This is a genomic window from Pararhizobium sp. DWP1-1-3 (assembly GCF_049896125.1).
Lineage (GTDB): Bacteria > Pseudomonadota > Alphaproteobacteria > Rhizobiales > Rhizobiaceae > Pararhizobium.
The window spans coordinates 12410-28828 of record NZ_JAFCTR010000025.1 but is presented as its reverse complement, the minus strand read 5'-3'; the positions used below and the strand labels follow the sequence as shown (position 1 = coordinate 28828).

Below are 16419 nucleotides of genomic sequence, written 5' to 3'. Positions count from 1 at the left end.
ACGCGTAATAATAAGTCCGCGCCTGGGAAGAAATACGCCGAAGCTAACTGAGCGTTGCTGCAACCTGGCAAAGGTAGTCCGCTTGGATCCGATCAAGGCGATCGTGGTTCATCGGGAATAGGCCGCACCCACTTCCAGCCGCACGATGAATTGACCGGAACCGCCGATAAAACGGACTTTGCCGCCGTAAAGCTCGGCCGCTGTCTGTGCGAGATTAAGGCCGAGGTCCGCTCCTGGCGATTGCAAGTTGAGACGATGGAACGGTTCAAAGACCGGGAGGCGTTCTGGTATGGGAATTCCCGGCCCCTGATCGCAGATATCGATCCAGCCTTCGGCGCTCACCTGCAAGGTAATTGCGCCGGCGCCCCCACTATGATCGATCGCGTAGGGCTAGATAGCGAAGCAGACCCGGATATGCTCGGCTCGAAGACGAAGTCATAGCCTGCATTGATGGCGATCGGCGCGAGATCGGTGGCTATCCTGCCGGCCAGATCATTCAGGTCCACCGTTTGCACCTGTTGCGAAATCTCGCCGACGGCCTGAATATCCAGGAGCTGATGTGCGAGGCGGGAAAGCCGTTAGATGTCGCGCAGCAGATCCCGGGCGACGTCGCTTTCCGGCAGTAGATCAGCGCGGGTGCGCACAATGGCGATCGGCGTCCTCAATTCATCCGCTGCATCCGCCAAAAAAACCGGCTGTGCCGCTGATAGCCATCATCATGGATCGCGATGATGGTGTTGCTGTTGCAAAGAGCCGCGACGCTTGGCATCAGCCTGAAACGGCGTCAATTTCGACGCTTAAGGGACGTCCACGCCAATAGTGTATCCCGGTCTCAGTTCTCGTTCATCGCCCGGCTGCTGTCATGGAGGTTGCGAAAGTGTGCAGCAGCTTCTGTTCTGTTGTGAACACCCAGCTTCCGGATGATATGATGTAAGTGAATTTTGACGGTATGTTCCGATAGGCCGCATTCGGCGGCAATCAACTTGTTTTGCAGACCATGCGAAACCATGCCCAAAATCTGCGATTCACGGGTTGTGAGGGCCGCCACCGTTGGGGTTTGCGCAATGCCGTTGTCAGCGTATGCGGGCGCTTTCTGGTGGCGGAGTTTTGATTCAAGGATCAGTGTCGGCGGCAGGTACTGCCCGCCGCACAGCAGCAATCGCATGATCGACAGCCAGACATCGAGCCGGAGATCCATTGGCAGGACGCTGCGGATGAGCGGAGATCGGACGACGTCAGTAAGCGACGTGACCAGCACCTTGTCATAGGGCTCGATCACCGCGGTCAATGCATGCGGGTGAATGCGCAAAAGCTCAGTTGCCTCAGCTTCAGCTTTTCTCATCAAGGCTCGGTCAACGAGAATGAGTGCGACAGGGTAAGCAAAGACTGCGCATGCAGCGGCGAGCGTCTCCACCTGCTCGATTCGTGTCCACGGGAATTCACGTTCGACAGCATCGACAAGAGATGGCGATATGCTCCCGCTGTTTGCCAGGATTAAAATGACGCGTTGTGGTCCCACGCGTCTGCTGGCCCCTACAGAGTCATGCTCATTCCCGTCCAGCAGCATCATGTAAATACCCATCACTCGCCGTCTGTCCAGGCCCGATAGTGGCCGAAGATCGAACGGAATCCACGCAGTCGTTCCAGAGACTGTAGCTGACGATGCGAGTGACCGCGACGGCGCAAAACGGCTGAGACAAGAGCATCGCCGTTCAATGCGTCTGAGGATAGCGCCGCATGATCTCTCATCCGAACGGAGAGGGAGAGTAGGCAGCGAGGCATCCAAGGGGAGGTAGGCTTCTGCTTTACTCTCTACGGCTCCGCCACCCGGTCCGCCTTCGGCTTGGTCCGGATCAATCGATATAGAGGGCGTCATATTCGGTGGACGCAGCGCTGCGGTCTCAACCATATTGATGAAGCAAAGCCGCCGCTCTTCCCCTTCTCAATCCCTGCGTAATGGGCACACTGGACGCTAATTACAGTCCCGCTGACAGCTTGGAGAAATACATTGCCTGATTCTTTCCGGCGTTACGAGGTTTCACTCCGCATGGTTGTTGCTGCGGTCGCCATAAGCGTTTTTGGCGGCGTTCTTTCGCAGGCTCTAGCGGATAGTGATCAGTTCGAACCGCAAACAAAAATCCGCCTGACTGTCGTTCAGTGGATGCCTTCTAAGGGCGTCTACGAGAAGTGGGACGCACTGGGCGGCGAATTTATGATTTCGCAGGCTAGGACGGTGTCGCTTCCGATCATAGGAACGATTTCGGTCGGCAATCTCGACGGTGCGGGACTGGCTGGAGAAATCGCCAGGCAACTGAAGTCAAAAATCGGATTGGTGCAGACACCAGAGGCGACCATTGAAATTTTGGAGCGGCCGCCAATCTACGTCATCGGTGACGTGAATAAGCCAGGCGAGTATGGATTTCATCCGGGCCTGACAGTGCTGCAGTCCGTGGCGATGAGCGGAGGCGAATTTAGGCCTTCGAACGGGTCAAAAGGGGTTTCTGACAAAACCGGCTATGTCGGCCAGCTACAGGAGATCGGCAATTCCATCCTGCGCAGCAAGATCAAGATTGCGCGGCTGCAGGCTGAAATGTCTGATGGCAAGGACATTCGTCTGGACCCTGACATGCAGGACGGGCAAGGCGTCGCTGCGGCAATCTTCGAGCAGGAGAAGATCATCTTCGCCGCGCGCATGAATGACATGGACCGTCAATCGAAATCCTATGCCGAACTGCGCGATCTCCTGACGTCTGAAATTGCCACGATTGAACAGAAAATATCCAGTACCGACGAAGACATTGCGTCGGTCGAAAAAGAGCTGACCAATGTCAAAAGCATGGTCGAGCGCGGCATCGCGTTGCCGTCACGGCAATCTGACCTTGAGCGCACATTGCGCAGCTATCACGGGAATCGGCTGGATCTTGTGACAGCCATCATGCGGGCCCGGCAGAATATCGCGGAAACGACCCGCAGCCTCGATGGCCTCTATGACAAACAGCGCACGGAAGTAGCCGTCGACCTTCAATCGGAACAGGCGAGCCTCGACCAGCAGAAGCTGAAGAGCGAGACGACGCAGAAGCTTCTGCTTGAGGCGTTGTCGGGAGGTGCCGGCCCGCAAAATGATGCCAGCGGACCGACGCTGGCGTTCAGCGTCACGCGGCGGGATGGCGCATCCATCCGCGAGATCCCCGCGTCCGATTCGACCGCCCTTCAACCAGGCGACGTAGTGCGGGTGAGCCGCAAACTGGCTGCGGCCCCTTTGGGCGTCGCGGCTCTTCCGGTTGAGCAGGAGACCCAATCGGAACAGGCAAGTCAGTGAGAGCGCCCTAAACAGCAGCATGGTGTGGCGCGGATCAATCGCTTCGGGGCAACGGGATCGAGAAAGCAGGGCATTCAACATGAAGGGGATCATACTTGCCGGGGGTAGCGGCACGCAGCTCTACCCTCTCACGATTGCCGTATCGAAACGGATGGTGCCTATCTACGACAAGCCAATGATTTTTTATCCCTTGAGCGTTTTGATGCTGGCCGGCATCCGCGAAACTAATCAAAAAAAAAGCTACCGTGATCTCATCTGTTTCGTGGAGGACAGGGCCGGTCATGACCGCCGGTACTCGATGGATACCACCAAACTGGAAACCCAGCTCGGTTGGAAACGGCAGGAGAGTTTCGAAACCGGTCTGGCACAGACTATTGCCGGCGCTCGATTGGGAAGATTGGCAGCGGTGCAATGAAAATCCTGGTGACTGGCATGAAGGGGCAGGTCGTCACCAGCCTTGTCGAGGCGGCCGCCGGCATGGAAGATATCGAGTTGATCACCGTTGGCCGGCCGGACTTTGATCTTGCGGATCCCTCCTCGGTCAGGCAGGCAATTCTTGCAGCCAAGCCCGACGTCGTCGTTTCGTCCGCCGCCTATACAGCGGTCGATCGGGCCGAGGATGAGCGCAATCTTGCCTATGCCATCAACGTGACGGGGGCGGCTGCGGTCGCCGAGGCTGCGGCCGTTTTGCGGGTGCCGATTATTCATCTGTCCACGGACTATGTTTTCTCTGGAAGCGATCCGTATCCTTATTTGGAAGACGACGAGGCCGAACCGAAAACCGTATACGGTTATACTAAGCTGCGCAGCGAACACGCCGTGGCCAGCGTCAACCCTCGCCATATAATCCTGCGGACAAGCTGGGTTTACAGTCCGTTCGGTACCAATTTTGTCAGAAGCATGCTGCGCATCGCCACCGAACGCGAAAGCATCGGTGTTGTTTCCGATCAGTGGGGCAATCCGACCTCCGCTCTGGACCTCGCGACGGCGATCCTTCTCATCGCGACGTTCCCGGAAAGACATTATACCGGCATTTATCACCTGAGCGGGACGGACGAGACGAATTGGTCGGGTTTTGCCCGGCATATTTTTAACGTGAGCCGAGCTCATGGCGGCCCTTATGCTGACGTAGAAGACATCCTGTCGTCCGATTACCGCACCAAGGCAAAACGCCCGGCCAACTCCTGTCTTTCAACCGATAAGTTCGAAAGGGTTTTCGGCTGGCGTGCACCAGGCTGGCAAACGAGCGCAGAAACGGTTGTCCGGCGGATAATCGACAGGGACTATCCCAACTATTCTTTGCCGGCGCACGGCAGGCATAAGGCTTGAAACCCCATGAACGCACGCGAGAACCCGTCAGAAGGGCAAGCCTACACGCAGATCCTTAAATCGACAGCGTTGATCGGTGGATCGTCGCTGATAACGGTGGGGTTTTCGATCGTCCGCAACAAGGCCATGGCCCTCATCCTCGGACCCGAGGGCGTCGGGTTGATGGCCGTCTACAGTTCGATCGCCGACATCGGCCAAGCGGTTGCAGGGTTAGGTGTTCAGTCCAGCGGGGTCCGTCAAATTGCCGAGGCGGTCGGAACGGGGGACGCCGTAAAGATTGCACGAACGGCCTTCATTCTTCAGCGCATCTCCATCGTCCTCGGTATTGCCGGCACGCTTCTGCTTGCAGGCTTGGCATTTCCGGTCGCGCACCTCACTTTTGGCGATCATCAGCATGCCGCCAGCGTCGCATTCCTCTCGCTTGCAATTTTCTTTCGGCTCGCGTCGGCGGGACAGACGGCGATGATTCAGGGGATGCGGGAAATCTCAATCCTTGCCCGCATCAATCTGCTGACCGCATTTTTTTCGACCGTGGTCACCATCCCCCTTGTTTACTTTTTGGGCTTTGAAGGGGTGGCTCCGTCACTCGTCGCTATCGCCGCCGTGACCCTGCTTATCTCCTGGTGGTACAGCCGGAAGATGCCGCAAAGTGCGGGCAATTTGTCTGCTCCTCAGTTCAGACAGGAACTGGGCGGACTGCTCAGATTGGGTCTCGTCTTCATGGCCAGCGGTTTGCTCACCCTTGCAACCGCCTACGTCGTCCGCATCATCGTCCTGCAGCACGGCGGCATCGTCGCGGCGGGGCTGTATCAGTCGGCCTGGGCACTCGGCAGCCTCTATGCGGGCTTCATCCTGCAAGCGATGGGCACAGATTTCTATCCACGCTTGACGGCGATTGCCGACGATCATGCGGCCTGTAACCGCTTGGTTAACGAGCAAGCCCAGGTCAGCATTCTGCTCGCCGGGCCGGGCGTCCTTGCAACGCTGACCTTTGCGCCTCTTGTCATGCGAATGTTCTATTCCCCGGAATTCTATGGCGCCGCAGACCTTTTGCGTTGGATTTGCCTCGGCATGCTGCTTCGTATCATTGCCTGGCCCATGGGCTTTATCGTGCTGGCAAAGAGCGAGCAGGCGATCTTTTTCTGGACGGAAGTCGCCGCAACTGTGGTGCATATCGGTCTGGCTTGGTTGCTGGTGTCTAAGTTTGGCCTGGTCGGCTCGGCGGCGGCATTTTTCGGGCTTTACCTATGGCACAGCATCCTCATTTACTTTTTCGCACGCAAACTCACCGGCTTTCGCTGGTCTTCCGCCAATCTCAAGATCGGACTGATCTTCATTGTCTCGTCAGCGCTGGTTTTCTGTGCAACGCTTTTTCTGCCCTTCTGGCAAGCGACTGCTTTCGGATCTATCGCCGTCTTGTTGAGCGGGCTGTATTCGTTGAAAATGCTGATGGGGCTTTTGCCACCAGAGCAGCTTCCTCTGCCGATCAGAAGATGGGTGCTCAGAGCAGCATGACGCGGGAAGTCCCGCAGTGTGTCGCGTGCGAGGGAATGCCCGGAGACGCGCAAATCCAGAGACGCACGCATATACGTCTCTGGATTGATTTTCGGGCGGATCTGACCCGGTAAGAGGGATTACGCCGTCGCCCTTTGCGGCGCAAGGCATAGGTTGCGAAGCGTGTCGGCGACGAACAGAACCTCTTCGTCGGTCAATTGCGCAAACAAGGGCAAAATGATTGTACCCTGCTGCGCTGCCACGCTTCTGGGGAGCTGGCCTGCAGCGACCCGATGCGTCGTCTTGTCGGCATAAGCGTCTTCGCGATGGATGTTCATAATGCCGCGCCGGGTCGAAATTCCTTTGTCCAGCAACACCTGCATGGTGTCACGCTGGTCGAGCCACGGCGGAAGCATGACACAATAGCTCTGCCAATTGCTGCGTGCCCACGACGGTTCAACGGGTGTTTCAAGCCATGTAATGTCGCGCAGTTCCTGCCGATAGAGCTCAGCGAGATGACGCCGTCTTGATATCAGGTCAGGCAGCCGGGTCAGTTGCACCCGGCCCATCGCGGCCTGGAGGTCGGTCATGCGATAATTGTATCCAAGCTCAGGATAGCCTTCGTAGATGACCTGGCGTGAGCCATGGCGGACTGTATCGGGAACGCTCATGCCGTGCTGACGCCACAAGCGAAACTTGCGGTCATACTCGGCATTCGCGGTCGTCAGCATGCCGCCGTCACCAGTCGTTACGACCTTTCTGGGATGAAAAGAAAAACAGGCAATATCGCTGCGCGGCCGGCCTATCTTTTCCCACTGACCATCCCACAGGATTTCGCTCCCTGTGGCGCAGGCCGCATCTTCGATGATCGGAATGCCATTGCTCCGGCCGATTTCGATAATTGCTGCAAGGTCGCAGGGCATGCCGAGTTGATGCACGCACAAGATCGCCTTTGTTCGAGGCGTGATTTCCGATTGGATCAGCTGCGGGTCGATATTGAATCCGTTGGTTTCGATGTCGATGAAAACGGGAATCCCGCCTAAATACCGGATAGCATTCGCCGTTGCGATGAACGTATGGCTGACGGTTACGACCTCGTCGCCGGGCCCCACGCCAACAGCTTTCAACGCCAAATGCAGGGCCGTCGTGCAGTTTGAAACAGCGCAGGCGTGATCGGCTTGAACGAAGGCGGCAAACTCGTTTTCGAAAGCCGCGACCTCAGGTCCCTGTGTAACCCAGCCGGACAACACGACCCGTCGAACCGCCTCCACTTCCATCTCATCGAGCATTGGTTTGGCAACGGGAATCTGGGGAAGCATCGGGCTCATGCGGCCCGCCCTCCGACTTCCAGTAATCTTTCCTGGCGCCACCAATCAACGAGCCCCCGCAATCCGTCTTCCAATGTCAGCTGAGCCTTGAAACCCAAGAGACGCTCGGCTTTGCTCGTATCAGCGAGCCGGCGTGTCACGGCGTTCACTGTGCGCGCCGCCTGATGTTGCGGTTCGATCGACGCGTTCATCACGCCGGTCAACAGTTTTGCGAGTTCCAGAAGACTGGTCTCCGTACCGCTCGCGACATTGAAGACCTCGTCGGTTACATCCGACTGTGCCGCAAGTATATTTGCCCGCGCAATGTCGTGAATGTGGACGAAATCCATGGTCTGGCTGCCATCTCCATTGATGATCGGTGGCAAGCCCGCCGATATCCGTTCCATCCAGCGGATCAGCACCTCGGTATAAGCGCCGTAGACGTCCATGCGTGGACCGTAGACGTTGAAGTACCGCAACGCGACATAGTTCAAACCGTACATTTCGGCGAAGCTGCGCAACAGGCCCTCGTTAAACGCCTTCGCGGCGCCGTAGATCGTCCGGTTGTTGTAGGAATGATGGTCTTCGGTCGTCGGGAAACTTTCGGCGAGCCCCAGAACGGAGGCGGAGGAAGCGGCGACCACTTTTTTCACCTTCGCATTAACCGCCGCTTCGAGAACATTGAAGGTTCCGGCAGCCAGAACGTCAAATGCCAGCCGGGGATCTTCGGCGCATTGCGTGATCCGGATCGCGGCCTGATGGAAGACGATATCGACACCCTCGAAATGCTTTGCCAGCAAAGCACGGTCGCGGATGTCTCCGTCGATGATCGTCAGCGGAAAAGTCGCGGACGCCTGGGCAAGATTTTCCCGGCGGCCACGCACGAAATTGTCAAGGATCAGGATTTCGCGTGGCTGCTCAAGAGCAACAAGATCGGCGATGTGTGATCCGACGAGACCGGAGCCACCGGTGATGAGAACTCGCTTGTCTTTCATTGTCTGCTCCCAATGTTCAGGATGTGGCCGTCGTCGTGTCGCTATCGCTACGCCAACGCAGGAATTTTGCCGGGACACCGGCGACGACCGAAAACGGAGCGACATCGGAAACGACAACCGCTCCGGCACCAACGATTGCGCCCTTGCCGATTGTCACACCGGGAAGGATCGTCGCATTCGTTCCGACATCGGCCCATGCGCCGACGCGCACCGGTTTGATTTCGAGATCCGTGCGGATAATCGGCACGCCGATTGGGATGGCGGTATGGCTGGAGCCGAGAATCTTGGCGCCAGGTCCCCAACCGACATATTCTTCGATGACCAGGTCACGCGCATCGAGAAAGGCCTGGGGGCCAATCCAGACATTGTCGCCGATCACGCATGTTCCATCATACCGGCCCTGTATATAGGCCTGCGCTCCAATGAATACCCCGCTGCCGATCTCGAAGGTTTCGGGATGTTTGAAGCCGGCGCCATTGCCGATTTGAAGGCCAGGTCCGCATAGGCGCGTGGCGGCTCGCCAGATCGCTTTGCGCATCAAGGCATCGACGTATCCATCGCCAGCTGAAAAGCGGCCATACAGTTCCACGAGGCCTGCGGGTCCATATGATCGTTTGAGCTCTGTGGACAGTTCCTGCTCAAAGCCCGGATCCTTCGGGATTTCGCGGCGGCCGTGAACGGATTGAACGATCCGGGCAACGGAGGTGACATCAGCTGACATAAGCGTCGTGCTCCACCGCTGCCACTACCTGGTCCACCTGTCTTGCCGTCATTTCGGGGTAGATTGGCAACGAGAGAACGGAGCGGGCAGCGGCCTCCGATACGGGAAAGTCGCCAAGCCGGTAGCCAAGATCCTCATGCGCCTTTTGGAGGTGCACCGGGATCGGATAGTGCAAGCCGGACTGGATACCTTCGGCTTCCAACGCGCGGTGGAGACTGTCACGATCCCGGCAGCGGACCGCATAGATATGATAGACGTGCCGGCGATAGGCGACTTCGGCCGGCGTTTCCAAAAAGTCCAAACTGGAAAGCATCGACGTATAGCGGACCGCGTGAGCGCGGCGCGCAGCGGTCCAAGCGTCCAGATGCCGGAGTTTAACACGCAGGATTGCACCCTGAATGCCGTCCATGCGGTAGTTGAACCCTTTTACAAGATGATGGTACCGGCGCTCCTGGCCCCAGTCCCGTAGCATACGCATGGCCTTGGCGTGCTCGTCATTATTGGTAACAACAATGCCGCCTTCGCCGCAGGCGCCGAGATTCTTGCCCGGGTAGAAGCTGAAGCAGCCCGAAGCCCCTAAACCGCCTGCGCGGCGGCCCTTGTACTCTGCACCGTGCGCCTGGCAGGCGTCTTCGATAACAGCAATGCCATGGCGGTTTGCAATGGCCATGATCGCATCCATATCCGCCATCTGCCCATACAGATGAACGGGTACGATCGCCTTCGTGCGCGGCGTGATCGCGGCTTCAAGTTTGGCCGGGTCCATGGTCAGCGTGACCGGTTCTACATCGACGAACACAGGCAATGCGCCCGCGTAGCAAACCGCCGATACCGTCGCTACGAAGGTAAATGGCACGGTGATGACTTCATCGCCGGGGCCAACACCTGCTGCAAGCAAGGCCAGATGCAGCGCACTTGTGCCTGTGTTGACGGCAACAGCGTGTTTCGCGTCACAGTAAGCTGCAAATTCCTCTTCAAATAGAGAGACTTCCGGGCCAAGAACATATTGTGCCGAAGCCAACACGCCGAGGACGGCCGCGTCGATTTCATCCTTGATCGATGCATATTGCGCTTTGAGATCAAGAAAGGGGATCATGCGATCAGCCTCGCTTGTTCCAGCTCGACGACGCGACCACGTTGCTGAAGGGACTGGGTCGCAGCTTCAAGAATGCGGACAACGCGCAAACCGGCATGGCCGTCGACAATCGGCTGCTGGTTCTTTTCCACGCATTCGACGAACTGTTTGAGTTCACGGCCCAATGCCTCGGTCATATCCAGCTGTGGCGCATGCATATCGCCTGTGCGGTAGCCGACCAGCATCTGGTAGACTTTCTCACCATTGCGCTGCGGATTGCCGTTCAGGGTGATGCCCTTGTCGTAGATCTTGATCTTTTCACTGGGCTCAAGGTCGTCGTAGACGATCATCTTGTTGCTGCCCCCGATCAATGTGCGGCGGACCTTGACGGGTGCCAGCCAATTGACATGGATGTGCGCGATCAGCTTGCTTTCGAAAAACAGATTGAGGTAGGCGATGTTTTCCGGTTCGCCAGCGACATGGCTCATGCCGGTCGCCGACACGGCCACCGGCTTTTCCTGCAGCACGTAGTCCATGATGGAAAGATCGTGCACGGCGAGGTCCCAGATCACGCTGACGTCGTGCTGGAAAAGGCCGAGATTGACCCTGACGGAGTCGTAATAGTACATGTCGCCGAGGCCGTTTTCGACGACTTCGCGCATCTTGCGGACCGCACCGGTGTGCACGAATGTATGGTCGACGGCAAGGATCAGACGCCGGCGGGCGGCTTCATCGACCATGCGGCGCGCTTCATCCACGGTCGAGGCCATCGGCTTTTCGACAAAGACGTGTTTGCCGGCCATCATTGCTTTCATGGCAAGTTTGAAATGGGTCGAGACCGGGGTCGCGATTGCGATCGCGTGGACGCGGGGATCGCGCAGGACCTCTTCGAAATCACTGGTGATTTCCACGGCCGGATAGCGAGCCTTAACGGTCGCCAACCGCTCCGGCATAATATCGCAGACATAGAGAAGCTGCGCATCGGGCACTTCCGCTATGTTTCTGACAAGATTTGGGCCCCAATAGCCGTAACCTATCACCGCCATGCCGATCATTATACTCTCCTGGACAAAGGAATTTTGGCCGGTGCGGCCTGTGCGCAACCGATGATTTGAGCTGGAACACCGGCGACAATCACCCAGTCGGGCACGTCTTTCGTGACCACGGCGCCGGCGCCAACAACGGCGCCAACACCAATCGTCACGCCGGGAAGGATTGTTGCATTGCTGCCTATTGCGGCTTGTCGCTTGACGAGCGTGGGAACAACGTCCCACTCCGCGTCGGTCATCAGCTCTCCGTCCGCATTGACAGCGCGCGGATGCATATCATTGGTGAACATGACCCCGTGGCCAATGAAAACCCCATCCTCAATTTCTACGCCTTCGCAGATAAAGGAATGGCTTGAAATCTTGCAATTGCGGCCTATGACGGCATTTTTCTGAATTTCTACAAACGTGCCGATGCGGGAGCCTGAACCCAATTTACACCCATACAGATTGACCAGGTCGGGGTGATGGATAACCACCCCTTCTTCTAAAATGACACTCGATGCGATCATGCTACGAAGACCCCAAATCCGCGAACAGGACTGAATTCAAACAGGCTCGATGGGGCAGTTGCTGCCGCGATAAACACCATCAATGGCCACGCATTTTTGAATTCTCCAGCTTTCAGAAGAGTTGGTTTCGTCTTGTGAGTAAAGAAAACAAAATGCGGTAATCCGCCCTTCGAAAGGCGTAGCTGGGTAGGGGGTACTGCTGCTTCCTGATGCGGACGTTTGTTCCCGTGAGCACCCTGCCATCGACGCGTCAATCAAAGGGGGAGCTTGCGGGATCAATACCATCCACGCAAGTCTGCCGGGGTCCCCGTGCGCACTCTGTGGATCTTGAAGAGAGGCGTTCGGCTTGATGGGACTAACGCAGAGGGAACCGATGCGCCTTCTTGTATACCCGCATGATCTCTCGATCGGGGGCAGTCAGATCAACGCAATCGACCTTGCAGCCGGTGCCGCCGCCGCAGGTCACGATGTCTGGGTCTACGGTATTCCCGGCCCGCTTGTGGACTATATCGCGGAACGCGGACTGAAATACATTGCTGCCCGACCCCTTCACTACCGCCCGGCGCCCTCACGGATCGCACAGATTGCTGCCATCGCCCGTCGACACCGCGTCGACCTCATCCACGCTTATGAATGGCCAAGCTGTCTGGACGCCTATTTCGGCGCGTCGCTTTGTCTCAACGTGCCGTTGTTGTGCACTGTTTTAAGCATGGAAGTGATGCCCTACGTTCCAGCCTCGGTGCCGCTGATCATGGGCACTGCGGATCTCGGCGAGCAGGCCCGTAAGGTTCAAAAACGCGGCGTCTGGGTGATCGAACCGCCCATCGATGTCGAGCGGGACAATCCAGACACTGACGCAAACGTGTTTCGCCGCCGGCACCAAGTATCGGACGAGGAGTTTCTGATCGTCAGTGTTTCGCGTCTTGCGCTCGATCTTAAGCTGGATGCTCTGGTACGCGCCATCGACGCCGTCGATCTCCTGGCCGGTGCGCATCCTTTGAAACTTGCACTGGTGGGGGATGGCCCCGCTCGCGGTGCTTTGGAAATACGGGCAAAGACAGTCAATGCCAAACACGGACGCGACGTTATTCTCCTTCCGGGAGCCGAAATGGATCCGCGCTGTGCCTACGCCGCCGCCGATCTGGTCGTTGGAATGGGAAGTTCGGCATTGAGGGCGATGGCGATCGGCCGTCCGCTAATCGTGCAAGGCGAAGACGCATTCTCGGAGATTTTCGAACCCGCAACCTATGACCTTTTCTTGCAGCAGGGCTTCTACGGATTGGGCGACAAAAAGCCGGGCGCGCAGAAGCTCGCGCGTCAGATCGAAAATCTCGTTGTTGATGCGGCCCGGCGGGCCGAGCTTGGTGTCTTTGGAAGGCGCGCCGTTATGGAGCGCTATAGCCTGAAACGTGCCATCGATGTGCAACTGGACATCTACCGGCAGGTTCTCGCCAATCCACCGGCGAGACGTCTTTCTGAGGCCATGCACTCCGCGCGTCTGGCACTGATGCTTGAATACGCCAATCACGATCCCGGCCGCAAACGCCGAAAGAGGGAGCGCGAATCTGTAATCCTCGCTGCTGCCCGCTCCGGCCAGTGGCCACCGGCATCGGCGGAAACCTGGGTATAGCCGTATCAAACCAGTTGATGGACGTCCATTATGCGGCCGGCCGCTGTGGACACCGCCGGAACAATTTGCCGACCATGATGGAGCCGATCAACTGCAGATGGCGGGGATAGGTTTTCACCGCAGCGGACAAAAATCTCATCGCGCTTTTTCTCTTTCCCTCAGTATAAAAATAGCGCGCGACATCGATCAGCATCAGGGACTTCTGTTCTTTGCGATTGCAAAGGACGTCCCTGTTTTTCTTCAGGATTCGAAGCAGTCCGATGATTTCGCGGCGGCGGTTAATCGAGATGCTGTCAGGCGAAATGAAGCCCAGGACGACCGGTTCGATATCTTCATAGATGGACGTGTGCTGGGCCAGCCTGATGGCAAAGTCCCAGTCTTCATTGGCCCGGGCGCAGACGTCGAACCATTCGGCGTAGGGAAAGCAGTTCTTTCGAAACAGCGCATTTTGCAGACTGATCCGATTGCGGGTGAGTAGCCGCCCGAGCTGGTCGTCGTCAAGCGAAAGGCGTCCCTCAGGCGGGGGATCATAGGCAACACGGCCGGATCCGTAGTTGCGCTGGTTGTCGCGTCCGTAGACGATTTTCGCGCCGATAACGGCCCCGACATTGCCGGGGATCGCTGAGAACAGGGCAAATTGCTTTTGCAGTTTGCCCGGTAACCACAGGTCGTCGCTGTCCTGGAAAGCGATATACTCGCCTTTTGCATGGCAAAGGCCGGTGTTCCGGGCCGCGGCAGCTCCGCCGTTTCGAACCCGCCTGACATAACGGATGCGCCGATCGCTGAAGCCGCGCACCACGCTTTCGATGTCCTCCGTCGACGCATCATCGACGACGATCAGTTCCAGATCCTGATGGGACTGGGTGATGACGCTGTTAATCGCTGCGACCAGGCTGCCGCTTCTATTATATGTGGGGAGAATAACGGATATCGTCATCAAATTGAAATTCCACACGATCAAAAATCGCGGACCGCACGTGCGCTTGTCTGCGCAACTCTCTCGGTGTCGATGTCCGAGCATGGCCGCTTTCCAACAACTCTGGCGTAAGGGACTGGGGCAGGCAGTACAATTTAGCTTTATTCATAAGCCGCGCGCCAAGAGGTGAGGCCATGCGCTGCGCCGGGCACCTAGCTCCGTCCTTTGGGGGAGCCTTCGTCGCCAGCTAGGCGATGCTGTTGGTAATCAGCTCACCGTATCGTGGCATTGGAGGTATGCACTGCGGCAAAATCCACGTCCCCTCTCGACCAAAAACCAGCTTCTTATCCTGCAAGGACTTCGGCAAGCTGCCGGCGTGTTGAAACGGGTTCCCTGGCTTTGCGGCGATCCAGACTGGAGAGACATCGTGTTTAACCTTCGAACGATTGAGGAATCCTTCCGCTCCTGCGGTTTAACGCCGGTGTGTCCAGTGTACATGACGCCGTCAAAACGGGTTTGTTCTTGATGCTCACGCAAGGTGTGGCAAGACGGGGAGCAGGATATCCTCAACAACGCCGGCATCCCGGCGCAAGTGTCAGGTTGGCACAGGCACCCGCGTTGGACCGGACCGCTACAGCCCCAGCGCTTTCGGAGAGGGACCGGGCAAAGAATACGCCGACCCAAGATCGTCTGCCCTGGCCAGCCCGCCTGTTTCTGTTCAGCCTGATTATTCCCTGGATCATCGAACTCGGTCCGCTGCGCCTGTCCGTCTCCCGTTTCATCCTAATTGCAACGATGATCCCATGCCTCGTCATGTGGATGAACGGCAAGGCTGGGCGGATCAGGACACCCGATATTCTGGTGATACTGTTTTGCCTTTGGTGCGCTATCAGTCTTGCGGTCGTACACGACGCGGCAACGTCTTTTCAGTCCGGCGGCATGATGGCGATCGAGACCATGGGCGCCTATTTTCTTGCGCGCGTTCTCATTAGAAATGAGCAGCAGTTTCACGGAATGGTAAAAGCCATATTCCTGATCATCCTGCTGCTACTGCCGTTTTCGCTGTATGAAGCGGCAACGGGATCGAACATCGCGCTCAACACGTTCAGATCTGTCTTACCCACACAGATCGACTACTTCATGGCGCCGCGATGGGGGCTGCGACGCGTGCAGTCGGTCTTCGATCATCCCATCTTATATGGTGTTTTTTGCACAAGCATGTTTGCCCTCGTGCACAAGGTTCTTGGCCGGAACGCGTCGCCACTGCGCCGTTGGGGCCGCTCAGTCCTGGTGTTTCTGGCCACCTTTCTTTCGATGTCGTCGGGGCCACTAAGCGCGTTGGTGGTGCAGGCTCTCCTGATGTCCTGGGGGTGGTTCCTTCGCGACTTCCGCTACCGTTGGCATGTGCTTGCAGCATTCTTTGCGTCGCTCTACACGGCAGTGTCGCTGCTATCAAATCAATCCTTCTTCGAGTTCTACGTTCATTATTTTGCTTTCAGCCAGGATACCGGATGGGACCGTATCCGCATCTGGCACTATGGATGGCTCTCCGTCTTCAATCATCCGATGTTCGGCATCGGTCACAATGAATATCAGCGGCCGGAATGGATGGAGCCGAGCATCGATATGTTTTGGTTGATCAATTTCGTGCGGTTCGGCTACATTGCCGGGATCCTGATGGTCCTGATCTTCGGCTGGGTTTTCTTCAGTACCGCCTTGAAAAAAGGACTGAACGAGCAGCAAAACGACTACCGTACGCCTTTCCTGATTTCCATAATCGGTATCTTCACGGTGGGATGGACGGTGCATTTCTGGAACGCTCCCTACCTGTTGATCATGTTCTATTTGGGAAGCGCATCTTGGATACAGGATGTTGGTGGCGATGCGGGGCAACGCAGAAAAGCAATTCCAAAGGGCCCGGTCCGAACAAGCGTGGCATCGTCATGATGGGTGGAGCCAAATATCGCTGGTTTGCGATTTCCTGGCTGCTCACGGCCGGTGTCTTCCAGAATGCGCGCTCAGCCTCGGCGCAGACGGCAATCGTGGAGGCGCCGCAAGCGGTTAAGGCGGCGGTG

At 57.2% G+C, this 16419-nt stretch carries 14 protein-coding genes and 1 pseudogene; 6 read left to right on the top strand and 9 right to left on the bottom strand.

Features of this window, described 5'->3' with window-relative positions; genetic code table 11:
- Positions 1-108 precede the first annotated feature (108 nt).
- Together ACP7BS_RS28365 and ACP7BS_RS28360 are read right to left on the bottom strand one after the other, a co-directional pair.
- Positions 109-342 carry an ATP-binding protein gene (locus tag ACP7BS_RS28365; RefSeq protein WP_426233056.1) on the bottom strand — a complete coding sequence of 78 codons (234 nt, stop codon included), beginning with the start codon at positions 340-342 and terminating at the stop codon, positions 109-111.
- Positions 343-832: 490 nt separating this feature from the next.
- Positions 833-1570 carry a helix-turn-helix transcriptional regulator gene (locus ACP7BS_RS28360; RefSeq protein ID WP_426240764.1) on the bottom strand — a complete coding sequence of 246 codons (738 nt, stop codon included), beginning with the start codon at positions 1568-1570 and terminating at the stop codon, positions 833-835.
- A 477-nt stretch (positions 1571-2047) separates the two neighbouring features.
- Here ACP7BS_RS28360 and ACP7BS_RS28355 point away from each other — a divergent pair, with 477 nt between their 5' ends.
- The 4 genes and pseudogenes from ACP7BS_RS28355 (at position 2048) to ACP7BS_RS28340 (ending at position 6163) form a co-directional block, all read left to right on the top strand.
- Positions 2048-3319, top strand: a complete 1272-nt coding sequence (locus ACP7BS_RS28355) for an exopolysaccharide biosynthesis protein (protein WP_426240778.1) — start codon at positions 2048-2050, stop codon at positions 3317-3319.
- A 79-nt stretch (positions 3320-3398) separates the two neighbouring features.
- Positions 3399-3546 (top strand): annotated as a pseudogene (locus ACP7BS_RS28350) (sugar phosphate nucleotidyltransferase); the annotation flags it as partial.
- A 184-nt stretch (positions 3547-3730) separates the two neighbouring features.
- Entirely contained in the window at positions 3731-4648 is a 918-nt protein-coding gene (gene rfbD / locus ACP7BS_RS28345) for a dTDP-4-dehydrorhamnose reductase (protein WP_426240763.1), read from the top strand.
- 6 nt (positions 4649-4654) lie between these two features.
- A complete protein-coding gene (locus tag ACP7BS_RS28340) occupies positions 4655-6163 on the top strand; it encodes an O-antigen translocase (protein ID WP_426240762.1) in 1509 nt (502 codons plus the stop codon).
- 119 nt (positions 6164-6282) lie between these two features.
- Here the strand turns inward: ACP7BS_RS28340 and ACP7BS_RS28335 are convergent, their stop codons facing one another.
- Genes ACP7BS_RS28335 through ACP7BS_RS28310 form a run of 6 tightly spaced genes read right to left on the bottom strand, consistent with a single transcriptional unit; the run spans position 6283 to position 11798 of the window.
- Positions 6283-7470 (bottom strand): DegT/DnrJ/EryC1/StrS family aminotransferase, encoded by a 1188-nt coding sequence (locus ACP7BS_RS28335; RefSeq protein ID WP_426240761.1) that lies wholly within the window; start codon positions 7468-7470, stop codon positions 6283-6285.
- A complete protein-coding gene (locus ACP7BS_RS28330; RefSeq protein WP_426240760.1) occupies positions 7467-8444 on the bottom strand; it encodes an NAD-dependent epimerase/dehydratase family protein in 978 nt (325 codons plus the stop codon). The genes ACP7BS_RS28335 and ACP7BS_RS28330 overlap by 4 nt, the downstream gene beginning before the upstream one ends.
- 16 nt (positions 8445-8460) lie before the next feature.
- A complete protein-coding gene (locus ACP7BS_RS28325; protein WP_426240759.1) occupies positions 8461-9165 on the bottom strand; it encodes an acyltransferase in 705 nt (234 codons plus the stop codon).
- Positions 9155-10261, bottom strand: a complete 1107-nt coding sequence (locus ACP7BS_RS28320) for a DegT/DnrJ/EryC1/StrS family aminotransferase (protein ID WP_426240758.1) — start codon at positions 10259-10261, stop codon at positions 9155-9157. The genes ACP7BS_RS28325 and ACP7BS_RS28320 overlap by 11 nt, the downstream gene beginning before the upstream one ends.
- Positions 10258-11295, bottom strand: coding sequence for a Gfo/Idh/MocA family protein (locus tag ACP7BS_RS28315; protein ID WP_426233075.1), 1038 nt, complete (start codon positions 11293-11295; stop codon positions 10258-10260). The genes ACP7BS_RS28320 and ACP7BS_RS28315 overlap by 4 nt, the downstream gene beginning before the upstream one ends.
- On the bottom strand, positions 11295-11798 hold the full coding sequence (locus ACP7BS_RS28310) for an acyltransferase (protein ID WP_426233077.1): 504 nt from the start codon (positions 11796-11798) through the stop codon (positions 11295-11297). The genes ACP7BS_RS28315 and ACP7BS_RS28310 overlap by 1 nt, the downstream gene beginning before the upstream one ends.
- 373 nt (positions 11799-12171) lie before the next feature.
- Between ACP7BS_RS28310 and ACP7BS_RS28305 the strand changes: the two genes are divergently transcribed.
- Positions 12172-13428, top strand: coding sequence for a glycosyltransferase family 4 protein (locus ACP7BS_RS28305; protein WP_426240757.1), 1257 nt, complete (start codon positions 12172-12174; stop codon positions 13426-13428).
- A gap of 28 nt (positions 13429-13456) precedes the next feature.
- Here the strand turns inward: ACP7BS_RS28305 and ACP7BS_RS28300 are convergent, their stop codons facing one another.
- Entirely contained in the window at positions 13457-14365 is a 909-nt protein-coding gene (locus tag ACP7BS_RS28300) for a glycosyltransferase family 2 protein (RefSeq protein WP_426240777.1), read from the bottom strand.
- A gap of 597 nt (positions 14366-14962) precedes the next feature.
- On the opposite strand from ACP7BS_RS28300, the gene ACP7BS_RS28295 reads away from it, so the two are divergent.
- A complete protein-coding gene (locus ACP7BS_RS28295; protein WP_426240756.1) occupies positions 14963-16291 on the top strand; it encodes an O-antigen ligase family protein in 1329 nt (442 codons plus the stop codon).
- Positions 16292-16419 lie beyond the last annotated feature (128 nt).

What these genes read in the sequence shown, in the direction of transcription:
- ACP7BS_RS28330 (WP_426240760.1), bottom strand. Translation starts at nt 8,444, where the DNA reads ATGAAAGACAAGCGAGTTCTCATCACCGGTGGCTCCGGTCTCGTCGGA.
- ACP7BS_RS28355 (WP_426240778.1), top strand. Translation starts at nt 2,048, where the DNA reads ATGGTTGTTGCTGCGGTCGCCATAAGCGTTTTTGGCGGCGTTCTTTCG.
- rfbD (WP_426240763.1), top strand. Translation starts at nt 3,731, where the DNA reads ATGAAAATCCTGGTGACTGGCATGAAGGGGCAGGTCGTCACCAGCCTT.
- ACP7BS_RS28325 (WP_426240759.1), bottom strand. Translation starts at nt 9,165, where the DNA reads ATGTCAGCTGATGTCACCTCCGTTGCCCGGATCGTTCAATCCGTTCAC.
- ACP7BS_RS28300 (WP_426240777.1), bottom strand. Translation starts at nt 14,365, where the DNA reads ATGACGATATCCGTTATTCTCCCCACATATAATAGAAGCGGCAGCCTG.
- ACP7BS_RS28305 (WP_426240757.1), top strand. Translation starts at nt 12,172, where the DNA reads ATGCGCCTTCTTGTATACCCGCATGATCTCTCGATCGGGGGCAGTCAG.
- ACP7BS_RS28360 (WP_426240764.1), bottom strand. Translation starts at nt 1,570, where the DNA reads ATGATGCTGCTGGACGGGAATGAGCATGACTCTGTAGGGGCCAGCAGA.
- ACP7BS_RS28315 (WP_426233075.1), bottom strand. Translation starts at nt 11,295, where the DNA reads ATGATCGGCATGGCGGTGATAGGTTACGGCTATTGGGGCCCAAATCTT.
- ACP7BS_RS28320 (WP_426240758.1), bottom strand. Translation starts at nt 10,261, where the DNA reads ATGATCCCCTTTCTTGATCTCAAAGCGCAATATGCATCGATCAAGGAT.
- ACP7BS_RS28335 (WP_426240761.1), bottom strand. Translation starts at nt 7,470, where the DNA reads ATGAGCCCGATGCTTCCCCAGATTCCCGTTGCCAAACCAATGCTCGAT.
- ACP7BS_RS28340 (WP_426240762.1), top strand. Translation starts at nt 4,655, where the DNA reads ATGAACGCACGCGAGAACCCGTCAGAAGGGCAAGCCTACACGCAGATC.
- ACP7BS_RS28310 (WP_426233077.1), bottom strand. Translation starts at nt 11,798, where the DNA reads ATGATCGCATCGAGTGTCATTTTAGAAGAAGGGGTGGTTATCCATCAC.